A 24121-nucleotide genomic window follows, 5' to 3' on the forward strand; every position below is an offset into this window, starting at 1 on the left:
GGGATGTTCCGACTTGGGGCCGCGGAATCGGAGAAGAAGCGCAGCGGTCCGGAGCGCCGTCAGTGGCCCACGTACTCGTCGCGCAACCGGATCTCGTCGTCGGTCACCTCGCCGACGGCGTCGTGCCGGAGCGGGTAGGCGTCGCGGGTGTCGCTGCCCCAGTCGAGCTTGGTCTTGAGCGGGCCCGCGATGTCGTCGTCGGGGTCGACGTAGGCGGTCCCGTCCTCGACGTCGGTGACCACGCCGATCCGGTTGCCCTCGCCGTCCAGCACGACGTTCGCCACCTCGTCCTCGGTCAGGTCTGGCATAGGAGGGCGGTCGGCGCCGAGCGTGGTAGGCGTGGTGGCCGACCGCCGATGCGGGCGGCGGCGGGCAACCGTACCCGTTGGCAAGGACTGATTTTGCTCGCGTTAGGCGACAATTAGCGGGCCGGACCGTCAGGCGACGTTCCGGAACTCGAAGCGCGCGCCGCCCGACTCGCTCTCGGTCACCGAGACCTCCCACTCGTACACCTCGGCGAGCTTCCGGACGAACGCCAGCCCGAGCCCGGTCCCGCCGCTGTCGGCGGCCGTCGTGTACCCCTCGTCGAAGACCGCCTCGCGCTCGTCCTCGGGGATGCCGACGCCGTCGTCCGCGACGTAGAACCCGGACGGGAGGTCGCCGACCGTGACGGTGACGTCGGCCCCGGCCTGTTCCACGGCGTCGTGAGACTGCGCCTCACGGCCTGTCGAGCCGTGCTCGACAGCGTTGTCGAGCAGGTTGCGGAACAGGTGGCTGACGTACGTCTCGTCGGCCTCGATGGTGCGGTCGAGGTCGACCCGGAGCGCGGCGTCGGGCGCCTCGACCGTCTCCCACACGTCGCGGGCGGCGTCCCCGAGGTCGATCGGCGCGCGCTCGCCGACCGCCTCCCGGCCCCGGGTCAGAATCAGCAGGACGTCGACCATGTCCTCGATGCGGTCGAACGCCTCGGTGACGTAGTCGATCGCCTCGGCGTTCTGCTCGCCCGAGAGCTGCTGGCCGTAGATCTGGCCGATGGTGACGGGGTTGCGGAGCTCGTGGGCCAGCATGCTGGCGAACGATTCAAGCCGGTCGTTCTTCTGCCGGAGCTGGGCCTCGCGGTGGGTGCGTTCGAGTTCGTAGCTCACGCACTGGCCCATCAGGTCGAGGAACGTGCGCTCGGCCTTGGCGAAGGGCTGCTCGCGGGGCGTCTCCGAGGCGAAACACAGCGTCGCGTGCTCGTCGTTCCCGACGTTGACCGTCGTCGCGAAGTAGGCGTCGAGCCCGAACCGTTCGTACGCGGGGTCGTCGGTCCACCCGGCCTCCGCCGCGGACCTCACGGAGACGGGGTCGGGCGAGGCGAGCAGCTTCTCGCAGTACGTGTTCGAAAGCGAGTCCGTGACGCCCGGCTCGATGCGGTCGTGGCCGCCGACCGCCTCGATGATCTCGAACGCGTCGTCGTCGTCGGTCCGGGCGAAGTACCCGATTTCGAGACCGAACCGATCGCAACCCAGTTCGAGCAGGTCCGCGAGCTTCGCCTCGAACGGGGCCGTCGAATCGGCGACGGTCTCGTACAGCTCGCGCTGGTACCGCTCGTGGGTCTTGCGCTCGTCGATGGGTCGGACGTTCGCGAGCACGAGCTCGCGACCGTCGAGCGAGACCGCCGCCGCCGAGATCTCCGTCGGGACGTCGCGGCCGTCCCTGGTGCGGCAGTGGAGGTCCTCGCTCCACGCCGAGCCGGTCTCGAGCGCCCTGTCGAGGAACGCGCGGCACTGCTCCCGTTCGTTCGGGTGGATGTCGGACGGGCGCAGCGACGCGAGTTCGTCCCGGGCGTACCCCAGCATCCGGGCGGCCGCCGCGTTCGCGTCCACGAGTTCGTCGGCCTCGGGGTCGACGAGGAGGACGCCGTCGTTGCTCTGTTCGAACACCGTCTCGAACCGGGTCTTGGTGCGTTCGAGCTGGCGCTCGCGCTGGCGGCGCTCCAGCTCGTACTTCACCCACTGGCCCATCAGGTGGACGAACGTGCGCTCCTCGTCGGTGATCGGGGTCTCGCGCGGCTCGGTCGAGACGAACCAGAACGTCCGGTCGGGGCCGCCCTCGACCGTGAGGTGGGTGCCGAGGTACGTCCGCACGCCGAACCGTTCGTAGCACACTCTGTCCTCGAACCCCGCGTCGACGGGGTCGGTCACGGCGGCGGTCGCGCCGTCCTCGGTCACCAGCCGGCAGTACGTCTCCGAGAGGTCGGCCCGCGCCCCGGGCTCGAAGTGGTCGTGGTCGCCGCTGACGTGCTCGATCTCGAACAGGTCGGTCTCGGGGTCGACCCTGGACAGACCGCCGATCTCGAGGCCGAACTGTCGGCGGCCGAGGTCGAACAGCGCGTCGAGCTTCTCCTCGAACGACAGGGTGGGGTCGGAGGTCGTCTCGTAGCACTCCCGGAGGAACCGCTCGCGCTGGCGGCGGTTGAGCTCGTGACCGATCCACTGGCCCATGAGCTCGAGGTACATCCGGTCCTCGGCGGAGAACGACGCCGACTCCGACGCGGCCGGGAGGAACCCGAGCGTCCGGTCGGGGCCGCCGTCGACCGGGACGTAGGTCCCGAGGTACCCCTCGATGCCGAACTCCTCGAAGACCGGGATGTCCGCGAGCCCCTCGGCGGCCGGGTCCGTCACGAGGGCGGCCGACCGGATGTCGGCGGCCGCCTGGCAGTACGTGTCCGACAGCGGGAACTCCGCGCCGGGCTCGAAGTGGTCGTGGTCGCCGCTGAGGTACTCGACCTCGAAGTGGTCGGCGTCGGGGTCGACGCGGTTCAGCCCGCCCACCGCCAGGTCGAACTGCTCGCGGCCGAGGTCGAGGAGCGCGCGGACCTTCTCCTCGAACGACAGGGTCCGGTCGGCCGTGACGGCGTGGAACTCACGGAGGAACCGGTCGCGCCGCTGGAGCCGGTCCTTCGCCTCGGTCCGCTCGCGGAGCGTCCCCAGCATCCGGTCGACCTCGCGGGCGGGGTCGTCGTCGAAGACCTCCTCGGGCGGCGTGTAGTAGACGTTGTGGCTGACGGCGCCGTCGTGGATGAGGTGGGGGTGGGAACGCACGATGTTCCGGACGAACTCGGGCGGGAACCGGCTCCGGTCGTACTGGCAGAGCGCGACGCAGTTCTCGGCGTCGAACAGCCGGTTGACCTTCGCCTCGTACTCCATGAACTGCTCGTAGGTGATGCGGTCGCCGTCGAGCCACGACGTCTCGGCGACGATGCGCAGCCCCTCGTACGCCGCGTCGGCTTCGGCGACGGTGTCGCCGTAGAACTCGACCATCTCGTCGGGCTCGAACGAGTCGTTCCGGAGGTACGTGTCGGACGCGGTGTGGAACGACAGCGCGCCGGAGTGGACCGCGGCGGCGACGTCGACGCCGCCGTCCCGGAGCGCCGCCCGGACCTCCGCTTCGCGGTCCTCGTCGACGACGTACATGACGCGCTCGCCCGACTCGAGACCGTGGCGGGCGAACGAGACGGCCGCGGCGAACCGCTCCTCGTCGGTCTCGTAGATCTGGGCGAAGTGGTCGTTGCAGTGGTGGCCGTCGAGGCGCTCGACGGGACCGCGGAACTCCGGGCCCGTCTCGAGCGCCTCGAGCCCGGGTTCGAGCGGCGCCCCGGCGGCCGGCGGCGGATGCTCGCTCACGGCGTCGCCTCCCCCCGTCCGGAGCGCCGTGGCCGGGCAGACGCGGCGCGCTCGACCGACCGGTAGATTCGGTTCATTACCGGTACCAGCGCTCCCGGCCGTAAAAAGATACTGTCGTCCGGGAGAACCCGTCTCACGGGATAGCTCCGCCCGCTCCGTCCAACGTTCTGTCGCGGAATCTACGAGAAGAACTTCAGCAGGTCGTCGCGCTGCTGCTCGTGGAGGTGGTCCTTCACGGCCTCGGTGAGCGCGTCGATGTTGCCGCGCTTGGCGCTGATCGGGGCGATGGTGTCGCGCCACTGCTGCCACGGCGGGTGCAGGCCCAGCCGGTCGCAGAGCTCGTCCAGGCGCTCGTCCTCGTCGTCGACCTTGTCCATCTTGTTGACCGCGACCACGACCGGGATGTCGACGTCCCGGAGGAAGTAGAACATCTCGACGTCGTAGGGGACCTCGTCCTCGCCGGAGTGACGGTCGATGATGTCGACCGCGCTCTTGCCGTCGACGACGAGCACGCCCACCAGGATCTTCTCGGCGTTGTCCTCGATGTACCGGACGATGTCGGTCTTGATCTGCTCGCGGCGCTCCTCGGGCACGCCCGACATGAATCCGAACCCCGGCAGGTCGGTCAGCACGAAGTCCTCGCTGGCCCAGTCGTAGTGGTTGGGCGACCGCGTGACCCCGGGCTTGCTCCCGGTGTCGAAGGTGTGGCCCGTCAGCTCGCGCATCAGCGTGGACTTGCCGACGTTCGACCGGCCGACGAACACCACCTCGGCGCCGCGGTCCGGGCGACTCTCGAACATACCGTCACTTGCCGGCGGCGGGGTTTAACGGCCGCGGTTGCGCCGGCTCGCCCCCGACGAGCCGGGGACGGGGCGCCGAGGGGCCGAGCCGCGCCGGGCGTGACACTCGGTATCAGGCGACATTTCCCGCCGCGAGCCGCCTCCGTCGGCGGGTCGCGGCTTATTTACCCCTTCCGTGCCATCCCCGAACGTATGCGGCTCGTGCAGGTTTCGATTCCGGCGGGCAAGCGAGAGCTGGTCGCCGACGTCCTGGAGGATGAGGGCGTCGACTACATGCTGACCGACGAGACCAGCGGCCGCGAGTACACCGCCATCGCCTACTTCCCGCTGCCGACCAGCGCGGTCCAGCCCGTCCTCGACAGGCTCCAGGACGCCGGCCTCGGCGAGGACCCCCACGCCGTCATCATCGACGCCGAGACCGACACCTCCCGCCGGTACCAGGAGCTCGAGAAGCGCTACGCCGAGCAGGGCGGCGACCCGGAGACCATCGCCCGCGAGGAGATCCGGACCGAGGCCCACGAGATGACCCCGGAGTTCCCGACGTTCGTGGCGATGACCGTCATCAGCGCGGTCGTCGCCACCGCGGGCATGCTGCTGGACTCGCCCGCGGTTGTCGTGGGGTCGATGGTCATCGCGCCGCTCATCGGCCCGGCGATGGGCGCGAGCGTCGGCACCGTGCTCGGCGACCGGGACCTGTTCCGTCGGGGCGTGAAGTACCAGTTCATCGGCGGCTTCGCCGCGATCGCGGCCGCCACCCTGTTCGCGGCCGCGGTGCGGTACGGCCTGCTCATCCCGCCCCAGACCGACGTGCTCGCCATCTCGCAGGTCAGCGGCCGGCTCACGCCGGACTTCCTCTCGCTGGCGGTCGCGCTCGGGGCGGGCGCGGCCGGCGTGCTGAGCCTCGCGTCGGGCGTCTCGGTCGCCATCGTGGGCGTGATGATCGCGGCCGCGCTCGTGCCGCCGGCCGCCGCGGTGGGCATCGCCATCGCGTGGTGGAAGCCGCTGGCCGCGGTGAGTTCGCTCGTGCTCGTGCTCGTCAACCTGCTGTCCATCAACCTCGCGGGGCTGGCGGTGCTGTGGTACCTCGACTACGGGCCGAAGAACATCTTCGAGCACGACCAGACCCGGTCGGCGCTGCTCAAGCGCGCCGGGATCCTCGTGGTCGCCATCGGCCTGCTCTCGGTGTTCCTCGGCGGCGTCACGTTCGCCACCGTCCAGGAGGCCCAGTTCCAGAACCAGGTCCGCCAGGAGGCCGACGCCGTGCTCGGCGACGGCGCGTACGACCGGGCGCGGCTGTTCGACATGGAGTTCCGCGGCAGCGGCACCATCCCGTTCGACCAGACCCAGCGCGTGGTCGTCACCGTGGGCCGGCCGCCCGACACGTCGTATCCGGACCTCGCCGAGACGCTGAGCCGGCGCATCAACCGCAACACGGGCCACGACGTCACCGTCCAGGTGCGGTACGTCGAGTACGACGTGGGCTCGCAGTGAACCCGCCCTGAAGGCGCAAGCGCCGGTTCGAGTCGAGCGGAACCTTATGTGTCGGTGCGTCGTACCGACGTGGCGATGTCCAGGGGAGTACTCGCAACGGTGGGTGTCGCCGTCCTGCTGCTGACGGCCGGCTGCGTCGGGAGCCTGAATCCGACGGGCGACGCCAGCGCACAGACAGTCCGACCGGCCGCCGAGGGCAAGACCATCAGCGTCTCGGCGACCGGGCAGGCCGCGGCCGAGCCCGACCAGGCGGTGCTGCGGGTCGCGGTGCTGGCCAGCGGCGAGGACGCGAACGCGGTCCGGGAGCGGCTCGCCGAGAACGCCACGCAGTTGCGCCAGGCGCTCCGTCGCGTCGGCGTCGGCGACGACCGGGTCCGGACGGTCGCGTTCAGCATCGACCGGGAGTACCGCGAGCAGAACGGCGACCGCGTCCCCGCCGGCTTCCAGGGGGTCCACGCCTTCGAGATCACCCTGTCGAACGCCAGCCGGGCCGGCGCGGTGCTCGACGCGGCAGTGTCGAACGGCGCCGACCGGGTCGACGGCGTCGAGCTCACGCTCTCGGAGGAGCGCCGGCGCGAGATCCGGGCCGAGGCGCTCCGGGACGCGATAGACAACGCCCGGGCCAACGCCGACGTCATCGCCGAGAGCACGAACCTGACCATCGAGGGGGTCCACAGCGTGTCGACCGGCGACTTCAGCTACAGTCCGATCCGGGTCGAGGCGCTCTCGGCCGACGCCGGCGGCCAGGCGGCGACGGAGATCGAGTCGGGGCCGGTCACCGTCACCGCGCAGGTGTCGGTGACGTACAACGCGACCGGGTGACGGTGCCGGCGCACCGAGGTGACGGGTAACGACCCGCCCGCCCGGCGGTCCCGCCGGGCGACGGCCTGAATTCTTTTGCGTCGCTAACCCGTGCCTCCCGTGTGCGCCTGATACACGTCCTGGTGCCGGACGAGCGCCGCGGCCCGATCCTGGGTGCGCTCGACGAGAAGCAGATCGACTACGCCGTCCTCGAGACCGACGAACGGTCGGGCGAGGCGGTGCTCGTGGAGTTCCCCCTGCCGAGCGACGGGGTCGGCGACGTGATGGACGCGCTCCGGGACGCCGGGCTCGAAGAGGCGGAGTACACCGTCGTGGGGACGGCCGAGACCGCCTCCACGTCGACCATGGAGCTGCTGGAGGACCGGTACTCCGGCGACTTCGACCCCCTGACCAGGCGGGAGCTCCGGTCGAAGGCCCGCGACATGGCCCACGACCTGACGTCGTTCGTCTGGATGATCTTCCTGAGCGCCGTCATCGCCACCGCGGGGCTGCTGCTCGACTCGCCCGCCATCGTCGTCGGGTCGATGGTCATCGCGCCGATGGTCGGGCCGGTGCTCACCGCGAGCGTCGGCGGGGTGACCGGGGACAGGGAGATGCTCGTCGACAGCATCAAATTGCAGGCGATCGGTCTCGCCGTCGCCGTCGTCACCGCGCTGGCGTTCGGCTACCTGCTCAAGGCGTTCTCGTTCGTCCCGCAGCTACAGATCACCGCGCTCGGACAGATCAGCTCCCGGGTCGCGCCGAGCCTGCTGACCGTGGCGGTCGGCCTCGCGGCCGGGAGCGCCTCGGCGTTCGGGCTGACGACGAAGGGGCCGACCTCGCTCATCGGCGTGATGATCGCCGCGGCGCTGATTCCGGCCGCCGCGACGACCGGCATCGCCACCATCTGGGGGTTCCCGGTCGTCGCGGCCGGGTCGCTGGTCCTGCTGCTCGTCTCGGTCACCGGCATCAACGTCGCCGCGTTCGTCACGCTGCGGTACCTGGGCTATCGGCCCGACGAGTTCGACTGGCGGTCCTGGGCGTTCGACGGGACCGGGCGGACCGCGACCGTCGCGCTCGCGGTGGCGGCGATCGTCCTCGTCGCCGGCGGCGCGACGTTCGCCACCTACCAGCAGATCACCTACTCGCGCGAGATCAACCAGCAGGTCAGTTCGGTGCTCGACGACCCGGCCTACGCCAACCTGACGTACGTCAGCACGAACACCCAGTTCGGCTTCACCGGCAACAACTTCGAGCCGGAGACGGTCACCGTCACCATCAGTCGCACGTCCGACCGGGAGTACCCGAACCTCGCGAGCCGGCTGCAGCGCCAGATCGCCGCCGCGACGGGCCAGGACCCCGCCGTGCGCGTCCACTTCGTGGACTACCAGACCGCCAAGCCCGGCCGGCAGTCGCTCGCTCCGGTCGGGGAAAGCGGGACGACCGGATTCCGGTCCCTGAGGACGCCCCGCTCGCAGTCTCCGCTGAAGGCGCCCTACTCCCGGTCCTCGAAGGGGAGCTCGGGCTCGTAGCCGACCGCCTCGACCGCGGCGTCCAGCACGTCGTCCACAGTCTGAACCTTCGGGTCGGAGCCTGCCGAGCTCTGTTCGGCAACGCGCTCGCCGTTCTCGACGCTAATGTAGGCGTCGGCCTCGACGTCGGTCGAGAGGTCGGCCTTGTTGCAGACGGTGAGCACCGGCACGCCCTCGAACTGCTCGGCGAGCGCGTCCCGGAGGTCGAGCTGGGCGTCGAGGGGGTAGCCGCAGTAGCCGCTGGCGTCGACGACGAAGAGGATGGCGTCCGCGAGGTGGGTCAGCGCCGACACCGCCTGGTTCTCGATGTCGTTGCGCTCGTCGGCGGGGCGGTCCAGCAGGCCGGGCGTGTCGACGATCTGGTAGCGGATGCGGTCGCGCTCGAAGTGGCCCACCCGGACGCTCTTGGTCGTGAAGGGGTACTCGGCGATCTCGTTGCGGGCGTTGGTGACCGCGTTGACGAACGACGACTTGCCGACGTTGGGGTAGCCCGCGACCACGATCGTCGGCTCGTCGGGGTCGATGTCGGGGAGCCGCCGGAGGTCCTGGTGGGCCTGGCCCACCCGCTCGAGGTCGTCGGCGACCTCCTCGACCACGTCGGCGAGCCGGGCGAACCCCTGCTTGCGGAACTTCCGGTCGGCCTCGGCGTCGCCGGTGAGCTTGCCCTGGTACTCCCGGCCGATGTCGTGGGTCTTCCGGCTGGCCCACTGGATCTCCGAGAGGCTCTTGCGGAGCTCGTCGACGTCGACGATGGCGTCGGCGAGCTCGTAGTAGAACGGGTCGACCTCGTCGAAGTCGGGCCACTCGGCCGCGACGTTCTGGAGGTTGTCGCTCAGGATGTTGGAGGCGGTCTGGAGCATCGACTGCTGGGCCTCGGCGCCGCTCTTGGCCCGGCCGGCCCGCGCGGCCCGCGAGAACGCCTTGTCGATGAGCTCCTCCGACGTGGGTGTCGTCGGCAGGTTCTCGAAAATCATGGACGTAGATAGGGTCTCGCGGGCTTAAAAGGGCGTCCATACGGGCGTGGCGCGGTCGGACTCCCGGCGTCGAGCGCCGCCGGGCCCGCGGCCCGCCGACCGGACGACCGTAGAAGCGCGTCCGGACCACCCACCACTAAGTACCACTCGGTTGTACTACCGTGCAATGAGCGACGAGGACACCGACGCGACCGACCTAGACGGCGACCGGGCGAACGGGAGTGACGCCGACGCGACGACCGACCGGGGCGTCGACCGCTCGACCGGCGCCCGGCGGGCCGCCCCGGTCGCGACGCCCGTCGCGCTGACCGTGGCGGGCAGCGACTCCGGCGGCGGCGCGGGCGTGCAGGCCGACCTCAAGACCATCGAGGCCCACGGCGCGTTCGGGACCAGCGCCGTGACCGCGGTCACCGCCCAGCACACCCGCGGGGTGGAGTCGACCCACGTCCTGCCCCCGGCGGAGGTCGCGGCCCAGATCGACGCCGTGACCGGCGACTTCGACGTCCGGGCGGCCAAGACCGGGATGCTCGCGACCGCCGAGATAGTCGAACTCGCGGCCGACCGCGCCGCCGCGGCCGACTTCCCGGTCGTGGTCGACCCCGTGATGGTCGCCGCCTCGGGCGACCGCCTGCTCGACCGCGAGGCCGAGGACGCCTACGCGGACCTGGTCGCGGAGGCCGCGCTCGTGACGCCCAACGCCGACGAGGCCGCGGTGCTGACCGGCGTCGACGTCACCGACCGCGAGTCGGCGGTCGCCGCGGGCGAGGAACTGGTCGCGATGGGCGCCGACGCCGCCCTCGTGAAAGGCGGCCACGTCCCCGGCGAGACGGTCCGGGACGTGCTGGTGACCTCAGACCGGACCTGCGCGCACCACCACCCCCGCATCGACACCGACGCGACCCACGGGTCCGGATGCGCGCTCTCGGCGGCCATCGCGGCCCGCCTCGCCCGCGGCGACGATCTCGGGGAGGCGGTCGAGGCGGGCGTGGACTTCGCGACCCGGGCGGTCCGCTACTCTCTCGACGTGGGCGAGGGAGCCGGGTCGGTGCACCACTCGGTCGAAGTCCGGAACCGCGCCGCCCGGGAATCCACCGCCGAAGCAGTGCGAGGCGTCGTCCGGGAGTTCGTCGACACCGACGTCTCCGCGCTCGTGCCGGAGGTCGGGACGAACGTCGTCGGCGCGACGCCCTACGCCGAGCGGGTCGACGAGACCGCCGCGGTGGAGGGCCGCGTCACCCGGACGCTCTCGGGGGTGAAGCCCAACCGGGGCGTGCGCTTCGGCGCGTCGAGCCACGTCGCGCGCTTCCTGCTTTCCTGTCGGGAGTTCGACCCCGACCTCCGGTTCGCCGCGAACTGCCGGTTCGACGTCGACGTGGAGGCCGCGCTGGACTCGCTGGACTGGGCGGTCGCCGAGTACGACCGGGGGTCGGAACCGGACGAGGTGAAGGAGGCAGAGGGGTCCACGATGCAGTGGGGCGCCCGCCGGGCGTTCGAGTCCGTGGAGGGGACCCCCGTGGCGGTCGTGGACCGCGGCGAGGTCGGCAAGGAGGCGATGACGAAGATCGTCGCGGGGGATGCGGACGAACTGACCGAGCGCGTGCTGGCGCTGGCGGACAGTCTCTGATCGGGCGCGTCAGTGTCGGTTTACACTCGAGGAAGCTTTTTGTGTCATCGCATCGACGTTGGCGGTATGAACGCGTATCGCGTTCTCGCCTCGCTCGCCCTCCTCGTTACGTTCGTCGTCCTGGCCGAATGGGGCGGCGAGTTCGGCCTAACCAGTGGTTCGGGACTGGTGGCGACGTATCTCGTCGTCGTTGTCGTCGTTCTCCTCGGATTCTTCCTCGTCAACTCCGTGAAGGGCTACCGGCAAACGTGATTTGTGAGAAGGTATTCCGTCAATCCCCGTCCGTCGAATCGCCCATCCAGTTGTAACACCGGAACTCCTCGGCCTCGCTCTCGCCGGTCAGCATCTCTATCGGGACGAACCCCTTGCCGCCGCGGGCGCCCACCTTCTCGCCGTCGGGGTCGTCGGCGACGAACATCGCCTTCGCGCGCATCTCGACGGTGAACTCGAACGCGCCGACGCCCGACTCGTCCGGGTCGAACGACGTCGAGACGCCCTCCGGTGCGACCCCGAGGGTGACGTAGCCCTCCGGGGATTCCACGGCGACGTCGTGGCTGGCGAGGCCGCCCGCGAGGTCCTCGATCCACTCCCGCAGTTCCTCGCGGTCGAGGTCCGCGGCGAGGTCGAAGCTCCCGTCCGGCCCGACCTCGCCCGCCTCGAAGACGAACTCGGGGTACTGGAGGTCCTCGGGCGGGAGGCCGCGGTCGTGGTCGGACTCGTCAGCGGTCCCGCCGCGACCGTCGTCCTCGTCGGTCATGCGTGGAGGCGCTCGCCTCGACCGCATCATCCTTGCGGCTTCGACTCGAACGCGGAACATGGCCAGTTCTGACGACGAGAAAGACGAGGGCGACGACCTGCGGTCGCTCGTCGCGGACCTCCACGCCAATCTCGAAGCCACCGCCGAACTGCCCGTCGAGGCGCGGGCGAGCCAGTGGCTCGGCGAGGCCGAGGCCGTCTGCGAGGACGCGGTCGGGCCGGACGTCCCGGAGGCGGTCGTCGAGAAGCGCGTGGGACAGGTCCGGATGCTGCTCTCGAACGTGGACGAGACCGGCAGTGAGGCAGCCGACGAGCGCGTGGCCGCGGCGCGGGACCTGGCCGAAGAAATCGAAGCGCGGTTGTGAGTCTGAGCGCGGCTGGATCTTCTTCGGTCGTCAGGACGCCTGCTGCATCATCCGACGACAGGACTCGGCGCAGTCCTCCAGCACGTCGGCGCAGACCTGGCAGTGGTCTTGGTCGTGGCGGCGGCACTCCTCGGCGCACTCCTCGCAGGCGCCGGCGCAGGCCTCGGCGAGCTCGGCGCTGTAGTTGGAGTTGCGCGCCATGAACCGGGCGTGCTCGCTGGTGAGGTCCGCGACGTCCCGGCAGAGCCGGATGCACTTGGCCATGTCCATGTCCTCGTCGAGACACCGGTCGGCGCACCACTCGCAGGCCTGCATCGCTTCGAGGCAGTTGTCCATGCACTCCGCCGCGTCGTCACTCAGGTCGAGTTCTGACAGTGCCATAGCGTAGGAAAACACGGTAGCGACCGCCTTACGCTCGGTGGCTAAGAATCCGAGGCGGAAGGGGGTCATTCGGTCGGGTCCCCGTCGGTCGCCGGCCGGCCGTCAGGCGCCCATCTCGGTCCCCATCTCCGCGGGGTTCATCATCCCCTCCTTGACGCCGAAGCGGATGAGCAGGAGGTTGACCGGGTAGGCGGCCAGCAGGCCCATCGTGAGCGAGAACACCAGCGAGGTCCAGAACAGCACGTCGCCCAGCGCGGCCTCGCCCGCGAGCCAGATGTCGGTGCTGATGGCGACGATCTCCATCACGGTGATGCTGGCGGTCTCGGAGTAGAAGGCGTCCCAGAGCGCCTCGCGCAGCCCGACGCCCTCCTGGAGCAGCGGGCCGACCGTCAGCGCGTAGCCGAAGAGGTACGCCAGCGCGAACGTGAGGATCACGGTCCCGGTGGTCTTGAACGCGAACAGCCCGACGGCCATCGAGACGCCGAGCACCTCCCCGGTGCCGCAGCCCGAGTAGCAGTGGCTGACCGACCGGAACCCCTTGCGCCAGAACGAGTCGTGGTCGATCTGGGTCCGGCCCGAGAACCAGTAGCCGACGAGCCCGAGTGGGCCGGAGTACAGCACCGTGAACCCCCAGACGAACTTCATCAGGCCCTTGAGCTCCGAGTTGTTCGCCCAGAGGTCCCAGACCAGGACCGCGAGCGAGGCCGCGACGACGACGCCCCACGCCGCGAGGTAGGTCGGGTTCGTCAGGACGTTCTCCAGCGCTTGCTCGATTCCCATGTCCGACGGTACGTGACCGAGGTTTTACGGGATTGCGGCTAATCCACAACGCCGCGAACGAGCCGGTCGGGGCGGTGAATCCGCGACCCGGACCCCGCGCGCCTTTCTTTCCAAAGTGCGGCTCGGTTCGAGTTCGAGAGACGAAGGGGAAACGCCGAAAAGGGACGCGCCCCAACTACCGTACATGGCGAAACAGATCACCGTCGAAGGCATGAGCTGCGGCGGCTGCGAGGAGAACGTCGAGAACGCGCTCCGGGATCTGCCGGGCGTGACCGACGCGGAGGCCGACAACGAGTCCGACAGCGTGACCATCGAGGGCGACGCCAGCGACGAGGACATCGCGACCGCGGTCGCGGACGCCGGCTACACCGCGAAGGTCTGAGGCCGCGCCGAGCGGACGGCCGACGGCGGTGAGTCGCGGGGCACCGCCGCCGGTCGACGGCTCGCCGCCGGTCGCCCGGGGCGTGTTACCGTCTCCCCGACGCGGGTCGAGACACCGGCTTTTTTCAGGAGCCGTTGGATAGCCTGCGGGTAGTCTGACAGTGACTCGGAACGCCGAGAGCGGTAGCGACGTTGGGCAGTCGGATAGCTGCGGCGCGGACGCGACGTTGGCCGGGTGAACGCGATGAGGACGTGGTACCTCCTCGGCCTCGACGGGGCCGACCGGTCGGAGAAGGTGCTGTTCTCGGTGGCGATGGCCGTGATGCTCGCGCTCGGCGGGTTCGGGCTGCTGCGCCCGTCGGCGCTGAGCGCCGCGCTCACCGCCGCGAAGACGTGGGTCCTCACCTACTTCGGGTGGTGGTTCATCCTCCTCGGGTTCGTCCTGCTGGTCGCCGTGCTCGCGCTGACGGTCTCGGAGTACGGGACCGTCCGCATCGGCGGGCCCGACGCCGAACCGGAGTTCGACCTGTTCTCGTGGCTGTCGATGGTGTTCACCGTCGGCTTCGGCGCCTCAATCCTCATCTGGGGCGTCGCCGAGCCGATCTCCATCGTCCGGCACCCGCCGCCCCGGCCCTACCCGGTGCAGGGCGCGTCGGTCGAGTCGATGGCGCTGGCGTTCATGTTCGTCCACGAGGTGTTCCCGGGGCTCGCGATGTGGTACCTCCCGGTCGCGATGGCGTTCGGGGTCACCGTCTACACCCACGGCGTCGGCGACTACAAGATCAGCTCGATGCTCGCGAGCGTCGTCGACGAGGACCGCGTCCCCGGGCTCTACTGGCTGGTCGACCTGGCCGCGCTCGTCGCGACGGTCGGCGGCATCGCGACGACGCTGGGCTTCAGCGCCCAGACCATGGCCGCCATCCTGGGACGGGTGTTCGGCCTCGAGGCGACGGCGCTGACGTACGCGGTGTTCGCGCTCATCGGCGTCGTCTTCCTCGCCGACGTCTGGCTCGGCCTCCGCAAGGGAATCCGGAACGCCGCCCGCGGGACGGTGGTGCTCATCGGCGCCGCGATGGCGCTGCTCGCGGTCGCCGGGCCGACCGTCTTCATGCTCGAGCTCGGGCTGGACGCGACCGGCGTCTGGCTCAGCGAGATGCTGCGGCTGACGCTGTACACCGCCCCGACCTCGTCGAGCAACTGGGCGGCCAACTGGACCGGCTTCTGGTGGGCCTGGTGGGCGGCGTGGAGCATCTTCGTCGGCAGCTTCGTCGCCCGGGTCTCGAAGGGCCGGACCGTCCGGGAGATGTTCGCGGTCCTCGTGGTGGTGCCGACGGTCCTCACCTGGGTCCAGCACGCGCTCATCGGCGGCTGGGTGCTCGCGCCCGGCTACCAGGAGCCGGTCGCCGCGGCCATGGCCGCCGCGGGCAAACCCGCCGCCATCGCGAAGGCGCTCCAGATAACGCCCTACGGGACGGCGCTCGCGGTGCTGTTCGTGCTCATCATCGCGGGGTACATCGTCACATCGCTCGACTCGGCGGTGTTCATGATCTCGGCCATCACGCTGGGCGACGAGGACCCCAACCCGCGCAACCGGGCGTGGTGGGGCGGGCTGCTCGCGGTCTTCGGGATGATGTCGCTGGAGCTCGAGAAGTTCGGCGCGGTCGAGTCGCTGTCGGTCACGATGGCGCTCCCGTTCTCGGTGTTCCTGCTGGTCATCCTGTACGGCAGCTACGTCGTCGCTCGGGACCACGTCGACCAGACCGGGACCGACGACGAGAGGAGCGAGACGCTGCTCACCCGACGGTCCGACCCGGCGCCGACCGACGACGACTGAGCGGGTCGCGGGGTGCGACGGGCGTCGACGCCGGTCGCGTCCCGCGGTGGCGACCGTCCCGCCCTCCACTTTCACCGCGAACCCGCACCGTTTTTGTCGCCGTCGCCCCTCCGACACGACTATGACTCTGCCCTCGCGCTGGTCCCTCCGGGGAGGTGGTCGCCGTGGCCGAAGCTGACGCCGAGGCCACCGGCATCGTCGGGGAGTTCCTCTCGCTCAAGGCCGAGACCGACGCCGATTACCTCGTGATGCAGGTGGGCGACTTCTACGAGTTCTTCGGCGAGGACGCCCAGGAGGTCGCCGACCTGCTCGACCTGAAGGTCTCCCAGAAGTCGAGCCACGGGTCGAGCTACGCGATGGCGGGCGTGCCGGTCGACAAGCTCACGCCCCACCTCAAGCAGCTGGTCGAGCGGGGCTACCGGGTGGCGGTCGCCGACCAGCACGAGACCGCCGACGGCCACGCCCGCGAGATCACCCGGGTCGTGACCCCCGGTACGCTGCTGGAGACGACCGACGCCGAGGCCCGGTACCTCGCCGGCGTGGTCCGGGCCGACGCCGACCGCTACGGGCTGGCGCTCGCCGACGTGACCACCGGCCGGTTCATGGTCACGGAGGTCGAGGGCGAGGATCCGGACGCCGACGAGCGAAGCTCGTCGAGCAATCGGACGCAGTCCGATGACGCGGCCGCAGACGCGGTGTTCACCGAGCTCTACCGGTTCGACCCCGCGGAGGTGCTGCCCGGTCCGGAGGTGCGCAACGACGACGCCTTCCTCGACCGGGTCCGGGAGCGCACCGACGCCACGCTGACGCTCCACCGGGCCGACGCGTTCGCACCAGGACGGGCGACCCACGCCACCAAGGAGCAGTTCGGCGAGGAGGCACTGGCGAGCGTCGGACTGGACGACGGCGGACCGGGAAGCGGGCGAGGCGAAAACCCCCAGGTCCGGGCCGCGGGCGCGCTGCTGTCGTACGTCGAGGAGACCGGCACCGGCGTGAAGGCCTCGATGACCCGGCTGCGGTCCTACCGGGGCGACGACCACGTGGCGCTCGACGCGACCACCCAGCGCAACCTCGAGCTCACCGAGACGATGCAGGGCGACCGCGAGGGGTCGCTGTTCGCCACCCTCGACCACACCGTCACGAGCCCGGGCAAGCGCCTGCTGAAGGAGTGGCTCCAGCGGCCCCGCCGGGACCTGCCCGCGCTCCGGGAGCGGGCCGACGGCGTGGCCGCGTTCGCCGACTCGGCGCTGGCCCGCGAGACGGTCCGCGAGACGCTGGGCGGGGCCTACGACCTCGAGCGCCTCGCGAGCAAGGCGGCCCACGGCAGCGCCGACGCCCGGGACCTGCTCCGGGTCCGCGAGACGCTCGAACTCCTGCCGGCGGTCGCCGACGCCGTCGCGAACGACCCGCGGCTGTCGGACTCGCCGCTTGCAGAAATCGCGACGCGGCCCGACCGCGAGGCGGCCGCCGCGCTCCGCGAGGAGCTGGCGGCGCTGGTCGAGGACCCGCCGGGCACCGTCACCGAGGGCGGGCTCTTCCGGCGGGGCCACGACGAGGAGCTGGACGAACTCATCGACCGGCACGAGGAGGCGAAGGAGTGGCTCGCCACCCTGGACGACCGCGAGAAGCAGAAGACCGGCATCACCCACCTCCAGGTCGACCGGAACAGGACCGACGGCTACTACATCCAAGTCGGGCAGTCCCAGACCGAGAAGGTGCCCGACCGCTACGACCGGCTCAAGAGCCTGAAGAACTCCGAGCGGTACACCACCGACGAGCTCGACGAGCGCGAGCGCCAGATCTTCCGGCTGGAGGAGCGCCGCGGCGAGCTGGAGTACGAGCTGTTCACCGACCTGCGCGAGCGAGTCGCCGCGAGCGCCGACCTGCTCCAGTCGGTGGGCCGGGCGCTCGCCGAGCTCGACGCACTGGCCTCGCTCGCGGTCCACGCCGTCGAGAACGACTGGGTCCGCCCCGAGCTCCGGGAGTCGGGCGACCTCCGCATCGAGGCGGGCCGCCACCCCGTGGTCGAGCGCACCACCGAGTTCGTGCCCAACGACCTCCGGATGGACGACGAGCGACGGTTCCTCGTGGTCACGGGCCCGAACATGTCGGGCAAGTCGACGTACATGCGCCAGGCCGCGCTCATCACCCTGCTCGCGCAGGTCGGCAGCTTCGTCCCGGCCGCGTCGGCGGAGGTCGGGCTGGTCGACGGCATCTACACCCGGGTCGGCGCGCTCGACGAGCTCGCGCAGGGCCGGTCGACGTTCATGGTCGAGATGCAGGAGCTCAGCAACATCCTCCACTCCGCGGGCGAGGACTCGCTGGTCATCTTAGACGAGGTCGGCCGGGGCACCGCGACCTACGACGGCATCTCCATCGCGTGGGCCGCCACGGAGTACCTGGCCAACCAGATCGAGGCCAAGACGCTGTTCGCGACCCACTACCACGAGCTCACCGGCCTCGCCGACCGGCTCCCGGGCGTCCGGAACGTCCACGTCGCCGCCGACGAGTCCGAGGGCGACGTCACCTTCCTCCGGACGGTCGAGGAGGGCCCGACCGACCGCTCGTACGGCATCCACGTCGCGGACCTCGCCGGCGTCCCCGAGCCGGTGGTCGAGCGCTCCCGGGACGTGCTGCAGCGACTGCGTGAGGACAAGGCCGTCGACGTGCGGGGCGGGGAGACGGGCGGGAGTGGCGAGGGCGGTGGGACCCAGCAGGTCGTGTTCGACCTCGACTCGGGGCAGTTCGAGACGTCGGGGACCGATGAGGAGTCCGCGGAGGAATCGGGCGGCGAGGGCGGGCCGGAACTGACGCCCGAGCAGGAGGAGGTGCTGGAGGACGTGCTGGACACGACGGTCAACGACCTGACGCCGGTCGAGGCGCTGTCGAAGATCCAGGAGTGGAAGTCGGAGCTGAAGGAGTCGGAGTGAGGTCGACCGCTCCGTTCGACAGCTCGCACGAACACCTCCCCGACACCCCCTGAGAGGCGAACCATTTTTCCCGGTTAACGCGAAAGCCGAAACGGATGGCCGACAGGAGTTCCGAGGAGACGGGCGGGGGAGAGTGGGTGGCACCGCCCGAGTCGTTCGCCGCGCAGGCGAACGTCACCGCGGCCGACCGCGACGCGTTCCGCGAGGCCGGGTGGCCCGACTGCTGGGCGCGGGCCGCCGACCTGCTCGACTGGGACCGGCCCTTCGACGCGGTGCTCGACGACGAGGGCACCACGCGGTGGTTCCCCGGCGGCGAGCTGAACGCCTCGGCCAACTGCGTCGACCGCCACGTCGCGGCCGGCCGGGGCGACGCGACCGCCATCGCGTGGGAGGGCAAGCTCGGCGAGACCCGGACGTACACCTACCGGGAGCTCCGCGACGAGGTCGAGGCCTTCGCGGCCGCGCTCCGCGAGATGGGCGTCGGCGAGGGCGACGTGGTGACCCTCTACCTCCCGATGATTCCCGAGCTCCCCATCGCGATGCTGGCCTGCGCTCGCATCGGCGCGCCCCACAGCGTCGTCTTCGCGGGCTTCTCCGCCGACGCGCTCGCCACGCGGCTGGCCGGCGCGGACTCCGAGTATCTGGTGACCTGCGACGGCTACTACCGCCGGGGCGCCGCGCTCGACCTGAAGCGCCGGGCCGACAACGCCCGCGTCTCGGTCGACCACGCGGTCGAGCAGGTGGTGGTGAACCGGCTCGACGACGAGCCCGCGGCCGGCGACCACCGGGCCTACGCCGACCTCGTGGAGGCCCACGCCGGCGCGACGGTCGAGCCGGTCGCCCGCGCGGCCGACGACCTGCTCTTCCTCATCTACACCTCCGGGACGACCGGCGAGCCGACGCTGGTCCGCCACACCACCGGGGGCTACCTCGCCCACGTCGCCTGGACCAGCCACGCGGTGCTCGACCTCGGGCCCGATGACACCCACTGGTGCTCGGCCGACGTCGGGTGGATCACGGGCCACTCCTACGCGGTGTACGGCCCGCTCGCGCTCGGCGCGACCACGGTGCTCTACGAGGGGACGCCCGACCACCCCGAGAACGACCGGCTCTGGGAGATCATCGAGCGCAACGGGGTCGACGTGTTCTACACCGCGCCGACCTCCATCCGGGCGTTCATGAAGTGGGGCGAGGAGCACCCCGAGCGCCACGACCTCTCCTCGCTCCGGCTGCTCGGCACCGTCGGCGAGCCCATCGACGAGACCGCCTGGCACTGGTACCGCGACCACGTCGGCGGCGGCGAGTGCCCCGTGGTCGACACCTGGTGGCAGACCGAGACCGGCGGCATCGTGCTCTCGACGCTCCCCGGGGTCGACCGGATGCGCCCCGGCGCGGTCGGCAAGAGCCTACCGGGCATCGAGACCGCGGTGGTCGACGAGACGGGCCGCCGCGTCCCGGACGGCGAGGCCGGCCAGCTGGTCGTCACCGGCCCCTGGCCGGGGATGGCCCGGTCGCTGTGCGAGGGGACCGACTGGGGCGCCCGCCGGACCCGCACCGTAGACGGCGAGTGGCAGTACGTCACCGGCGACAACGCGGTCCGCGACGCGGACGGCTACGTCCACCTGCTGGGCCGGGCCGACGACGTGCTCAAGGTGTCGGACCGGCGGCTGAGCACCACCGAGATCGAGTCGGCCATCGTCGGCGTCGACGGCGTCGCCGAGGCCGCGGTGGTCGTCCGGACCGACGACGACGCCGTCCGGCGGTCCGAGATCCACGCGTTCGTCAGCCCCGCGTCGAACGTCGCGGGCGACGACGCCCTCCGCGAGCGCGTCCGGGAGGCGGCCGCCGAGGCCATCGGCCCCGTGGCGGCGCCCGACGAGGTGACGTTCGCGCCCTCGCTCCCGAAGACCCGGTCGGGCAAGGTCGTCCGGCGGTACCTCGCGGCCATCGCCAACGGCGAGGACCTCGGCGACACCAGCGCGCTCCGGAACCCGGAGGTCGTCGGCGAGCTCGAATCGCTGCTCGACCGGGAGTAGCCGGACTGTTTCGGATTTCAGAAGGAATCCGAAATTGGATGCTTCGATAGCCAACACCGTGACTTCCACGGACCTGTGGCCGGTTCGTCCTGAGAACGATTCGATGACCGTCTCCGGTTCGGCGCCCTGCCCGCAGCTCTGGAAGCGGACGAGACTCCCTGACAGTCACCGTTCCACCAGATCTGCCGACCGAATCCCGGCGTCCAACGCCGATTCCGTCACGGAACGTTTATTCGCCTCGGCGCGAGAACGCGAAACAGATGAGCGGCGAGGCGTCCGACGACCACCTGACGACCGCCGAGTTCGAGCGACTCCGCCGGCACGCCGAGACCTACCGCGAGGACCTCGCGGTGGCGCTGGCCGGCCGGGTCGGCCTCCGGGCGTCGGAGATCGTCCGCGTCCGGCCGGCGGACCTCCGCGAGCGCGAGCACCGCGGCGAGGTCCACTACCTGCTCACCGTGCGCGAGGGCGACGGCGAGACCCGCGAGGCGTACGTCCCGCGGCGGGTCGCCCACGACCTGCGGAAGTTCGCCACCGTCAACGACGTCGACCCCGGCGAGCCCGTAATCGACGTGTCGGCCCGGCGCGTCCAGATGCTGGTCGGCGAAGTGGCCGACCGGACCGGCGACCTCCGGGACGTGACCTGCCGGGACCTCCGCCGGCACTTCGCCCGGCGCCTCCTGGTCGAGGAGGGCGTCGCGGCCCGGGTCGTCCAGGCGGTCGGCGGGTGGGCCGACCTCCGGAGCCTCGCGCCGTACCTCGACGAACCGACCACCGACGACGTCCTGGCCGCCTTCGCCGACCGGGGACGACCCGGCGACGGGTCGCCCGGCGGCCGCCCCCGTCGGACCGGCCGGTACGCCGACCCCTCGCCGCGCGACCGACGACCTCGGACCGCCGACGACCGGAGCCGCGACCTGCTCTCGCGGGCCGGGGCGCTGGGCGAGGCGCTCGCCGACGCGTCCACCAGCGAGGACGTCGAGCGGGCCGCCTGCGACTGCCTCGCCGAGGCCTACCGCGCGGTCTGGATCTGCGACGACCGCGGTCGGACCCGGACCAGCGCCGCGCCGGCGGGCGCCGAGGACGCGCCGGCCGACGCGCTCGACGCCGCGGGCCTGCTGGACGACGGCGTCGAGTCCGGACCGCTGACCGGCGAGGGCCCGGACGTGACGGTCGTCGAGGCGGTTAGCGGCGAGTCGGACGTCGAGACGGTCGGCAGGGCGGCCGACGGCGAGACAGCTGACGCCGACGAGTCGCTGGCGGGGTGTTCGCTCGCGGTCGCACCGCTCCGGTCGAGCGAGACCGTCCACGGGCTGCTCTGCGTCGCCCGCGAGACCGTGTCGGCGGCCGACCGGACCTTCCTCGCGGACGCGGGCCGCCGGGTCGGACGGACGCTCACAGCCGTCGCGCGCAAGCAGCTGCTGCTGGCCGACACGGGCGTCGAGCTCTCGCTGCGGACCACCGACCGCAGCGCGTTCCTGGTCGCGGCCTCGGCCGACCTCGACTGCGCGTTCGAGCTGGAGGGGGTCGTGCCGGTCGAGGACCACTCGCTGCTGTACTTCGTCACGGTCCGCGGGGCCGCGGTCGGCGACGTGCTCGAACGGGTGGGCGAGGCCGAGGCGGTCGACGAGGCCCGGCTCATCCGGGACTACGGCGAGGGCGCGCTGCTGGAGTTCGCGGTCTCGGGCGAGTCGGTCGCGTCGATCCTCGTCGAGCGCGGCGGGACGGTCCGGGACCTCTCGGTCGAGGCCGGCGTCGCCGACGTCACGGGCGTGTTCTCCCGGCGAGTCGACGTCCGGCGGGTCGTCGAGGCGGTCGAGGCCGCGTTCCCCGAGACGAACCTGCGGTCGAAGCGCGAGGTCGAGGAACCGGTCCGGAGCGCGGCCGACGTCCGGCGGGCGGTCCACGACCGCATCACCGAGCGCCAGCGGACCGTGCTCCGGGCCGCCTACCTCTCGGGCTACTTCGAGTGGCCCCGCGGCAGCACCGCCGAGGAGCTGGCGGCCTCGATGGGGGTGTCGTCGCCGACGCTCCACAACCACCTCCGGAAGGCCCAGCAGAAGGTGTTCGACGCCGTGTTCGACGGACCGGACCGCCCGGCCGCGACCCCCGACGAACACTAACTGTTTAGCGTCGCGACCGGACGGGCTCCGGGAGCGCGAGGCGCCCGCGTCCGGAAAAAGTTGCCAACGCGGGCGAGAGACCGTCTATTCCCCGAGAGGAGCCGTTTGAGATAGTTAGTTCCCGCACTTAAATGGGAGTCGTGAGATTGTGAACGTGGCTCATGCCGGAAGAACAAGACGTGGAACTCGAAGCGCGACTCGCCGAACAGGACGAGTTCGAGCCCCCGGAGGAGTTCGTCGCCCAGGCGAACGTCTCCGACGACTCCATCTACGAGGAGTTCGAGGAGAACTGGCCGGAGTGCTGGGAGCAGGCCGCCGACCTCCTCGACTGGGAGACCGACTACGACACGGTGCTGGACGACTCGAACCCGCCGTTCTACGAGTGGTTCACCGGCGGCGAACTGAACGCCTCGGCGAACTGCCTGGACAGGCATCTGGACGAGCGAGGCGACGAGGCCGCCATCGAGTGGGTCGGCGAACCCACCGACGAGGCGAACCGGACCTACACCTACGAGGAGCTCCACCGGGAGGTCAACGAGTTCGCCGCCGCACTCCGTGACCTCGGTGTCGGCGAGGACGACGTCGTCACGATGTACATGCCGATGATTCCGGAGCTGCCCATCGCGATGCTGGCCTGCGCCCGCATCGGCGCACCTCACTCGGTGGTCTTCGCCGGCTTCTCGGCCGACGCCCTCGCCACCCGGATGAACGCGGCCGACTCCGAGTACCTGGTGACCTGCGACGGCTACTACCGGCGCGGCGACCCCCTCGAACACAAGGCCAAGGCCGACGAGGGGCTCGACGGCGTCGAGCACGAGGTCAGCGACGTGGTGGTCGTCGACCGCCTCGGCGACGAGTACGACCACCCGATGGGCGAGAACCACCGGAGCTACGCCGACCTCGTGGAGGCCCACGCTGGCGCGGAGGTCGAACCGGTGTCGCGTGACGCCGAGGACATGCTGTTCCTGATGTACACCTCGGGAACCACCGGCCAGCCCAAGGGCGTCAAGCACACCACCGGCGGCTACCTCGCCTGGACCGCCTGGACCTCCCAGGCGGTGCTCGACATCAAGCCGGAGGACACGTACTTCTGCTCGGCCGACATCGGCTGGATCACCGGCCACTCCTACATCGTCTACGGGCCCCTCGCGCTCGGGACGACGACGATGATGTACGAGGGCACGCCCGACTACCCCGAGCAGGACCGGCTCTGGGAGATCATCGAGGACTACGAGGCCACCCAGCTCTACACCGCGCCGACCGCCATCCGGGCGTTCATGAAGTGGGGCAGCGACTACCCCGACCGCCACGACCTCTCGAGCCTCCGGCTGCTCGGCACGGTCGGCGAGCCCATCAACCCGCGGGCCTGGAAGTGGTACTACAAGCACATCGGCGACGAGTCCTGCCCCATCATCGACACCTGGTGGCAGACCGAGACCGGCGGCATGATGGTGACGACGCTGCCCGGCGTGAAGAACATGAAGCCGGGCTCGGCGGGCCCGCCGCTGCCCGGCGTCGACGTCCAGATCGTCGACAACGAGGGCGAGCAGGTCCGACCGGGTGAAGCGGGCTACCTCACGGTGCAGAAGCCGTGGCCGGGGATGCTCCGGACGCTCTACAGGAACGACGAACGGTACATCGACGA

General features: G+C 70.9%; 19 protein-coding genes. 12 read left to right on the top strand and 7 right to left on the bottom strand.

Going from position 1 to position 24121, the window contains the following annotated elements:
* Positions 1–59: 59 nt before the first annotated feature.
* From ACQUQF_RS17410 to engB, 3 genes are all read right to left on the bottom strand, one after another.
* Positions 60–308 (bottom strand): hypothetical protein, encoded by a 249-nt coding sequence (locus ACQUQF_RS17410; protein WP_435180375.1) that lies wholly within the window; start codon positions 306–308, stop codon positions 60–62.
* A 129-nt stretch (positions 309–437) separates the two neighbouring features.
* On the bottom strand, positions 438–3668 hold the full coding sequence (locus ACQUQF_RS17415; RefSeq protein ID WP_435180376.1) for an MEDS domain-containing protein: 3231 nt from the start codon (positions 3666–3668) through the stop codon (positions 438–440).
* A 179-nt stretch (positions 3669–3847) separates the two neighbouring features.
* Positions 3848–4468 (bottom strand): GTP-binding protein EngB, encoded by a 621-nt coding sequence (gene engB, locus ACQUQF_RS17420; protein WP_435180377.1) that lies wholly within the window; start codon positions 4466–4468, stop codon positions 3848–3850.
* 192 nt (positions 4469–4660) lie between these two features.
* Here engB and ACQUQF_RS17425 point away from each other — a divergent pair, with 192 nt between their 5' ends.
* The 3 genes from ACQUQF_RS17425 (at position 4661) to ACQUQF_RS17435 (ending at position 8292) form a co-directional block, all read left to right on the top strand.
* Positions 4661–5959 (top strand): TIGR00341 family protein, encoded by a 1299-nt coding sequence (locus ACQUQF_RS17425; protein WP_435180378.1) that lies wholly within the window; start codon positions 4661–4663, stop codon positions 5957–5959.
* A gap of 75 nt (positions 5960–6034) precedes the next feature.
* Positions 6035–6781: an SIMPL domain-containing protein gene (locus ACQUQF_RS17430; RefSeq protein ID WP_435180379.1), complete on the top strand. Its 747-nt coding sequence runs from the start codon at positions 6035–6037 to the stop codon at positions 6779–6781.
* Positions 6782–6882: 101 nt separating this feature from the next.
* A complete protein-coding gene (locus ACQUQF_RS17435; RefSeq protein WP_435180380.1) occupies positions 6883–8292 on the top strand; it encodes a TIGR00341 family protein in 1410 nt (469 codons plus the stop codon).
* On the opposite strand, the gene ACQUQF_RS17440 is transcribed toward ACQUQF_RS17435, so the two are convergent.
* A complete protein-coding gene (locus tag ACQUQF_RS17440) occupies positions 8256–9266 on the bottom strand; it encodes an NOG1 family protein (RefSeq protein ID WP_435180381.1) in 1011 nt (336 codons plus the stop codon). The two genes, ACQUQF_RS17435 and ACQUQF_RS17440, sit on opposite strands and share 37 nt — an antisense overlap.
* Positions 9267–9432: 166 nt before the next feature.
* Here ACQUQF_RS17440 and thiD point away from each other — a divergent pair, with 166 nt between their 5' ends.
* Entirely contained in the window at positions 9433–10890 is a 1458-nt protein-coding gene (gene thiD / locus ACQUQF_RS17445; protein ID WP_435180382.1) for a bifunctional hydroxymethylpyrimidine kinase/phosphomethylpyrimidine kinase, read from the top strand.
* Positions 10891–10956: 66 nt separating this feature from the next.
* Positions 10957–11142 (top strand): hypothetical protein, encoded by a 186-nt coding sequence (locus tag ACQUQF_RS17450; protein WP_435180383.1) that lies wholly within the window; start codon positions 10957–10959, stop codon positions 11140–11142.
* A gap of 19 nt (positions 11143–11161) precedes the next feature.
* Here the strand turns inward: ACQUQF_RS17450 and ACQUQF_RS17455 are convergent, their stop codons facing one another.
* A complete protein-coding gene (locus tag ACQUQF_RS17455; protein ID WP_435180384.1) occupies positions 11162–11647 on the bottom strand; it encodes a hypothetical protein in 486 nt (161 codons plus the stop codon).
* A 58-nt stretch (positions 11648–11705) separates the two neighbouring features.
* Between ACQUQF_RS17455 and ACQUQF_RS17460 the strand changes: the two genes are divergently transcribed.
* On the top strand, positions 11706–12011 hold the full coding sequence (locus ACQUQF_RS17460; RefSeq protein ID WP_435180385.1) for a hypothetical protein: 306 nt from the start codon (positions 11706–11708) through the stop codon (positions 12009–12011).
* Between the two features lie 30 nt (positions 12012–12041).
* Here the strand turns inward: ACQUQF_RS17460 and ACQUQF_RS17465 are convergent, their stop codons facing one another.
* Together ACQUQF_RS17465 and ACQUQF_RS17470 are read right to left on the bottom strand one after the other, a co-directional pair.
* Entirely contained in the window at positions 12042–12392 is a 351-nt protein-coding gene (locus tag ACQUQF_RS17465) for a four-helix bundle copper-binding protein (RefSeq protein WP_435180386.1), read from the bottom strand.
* Positions 12393–12494: 102 nt separating this feature from the next.
* Positions 12495–13172, bottom strand: a complete 678-nt coding sequence (locus tag ACQUQF_RS17470; protein ID WP_435180387.1) for a DUF4396 domain-containing protein — start codon at positions 13170–13172, stop codon at positions 12495–12497.
* A 184-nt stretch (positions 13173–13356) separates the two neighbouring features.
* Here ACQUQF_RS17470 and ACQUQF_RS17475 point away from each other — a divergent pair, with 184 nt between their 5' ends.
* From ACQUQF_RS17475 to ACQUQF_RS17500, 6 genes are all read left to right on the top strand, one after another.
* Entirely contained in the window at positions 13357–13554 is a 198-nt protein-coding gene (locus ACQUQF_RS17475; protein WP_435180388.1) for a heavy-metal-associated domain-containing protein, read from the top strand.
* A 243-nt stretch (positions 13555–13797) separates the two neighbouring features.
* Positions 13798–15387, top strand: a complete 1590-nt coding sequence (locus ACQUQF_RS17480; RefSeq protein WP_435180389.1) for a BCCT family transporter — start codon at positions 13798–13800, stop codon at positions 15385–15387.
* A 164-nt stretch (positions 15388–15551) separates the two neighbouring features.
* Positions 15552–18317, top strand: a complete 2766-nt coding sequence (gene mutS / locus ACQUQF_RS17485) for a DNA mismatch repair protein MutS (protein WP_435180390.1) — start codon at positions 15552–15554, stop codon at positions 18315–18317.
* A gap of 95 nt (positions 18318–18412) precedes the next feature.
* A complete protein-coding gene (locus tag ACQUQF_RS17490) occupies positions 18413–20353 on the top strand; it encodes an acetate--CoA ligase (protein WP_435180391.1) in 1941 nt (646 codons plus the stop codon).
* A gap of 260 nt (positions 20354–20613) precedes the next feature.
* On the top strand, positions 20614–22476 hold the full coding sequence (locus ACQUQF_RS17495) for a bacterio-opsin activator domain-containing protein (RefSeq protein ID WP_435180392.1): 1863 nt from the start codon (positions 20614–20616) through the stop codon (positions 22474–22476).
* Positions 22477–22637: 161 nt separating this feature from the next.
* Positions 22638–24121, top strand: a 1484-nt coding sequence (locus tag ACQUQF_RS17500; RefSeq protein WP_435180393.1) for an acetate--CoA ligase, incomplete at its 3' end; no start/stop codon positions are given.

Origin of the sequence: Halorussus sp. AFM4, from assembly GCF_051194995.1 — an archaeon.
Taxonomy (GTDB): domain Archaea; phylum Halobacteriota; class Halobacteria; order Halobacteriales; family Haladaptataceae; genus Halorussus.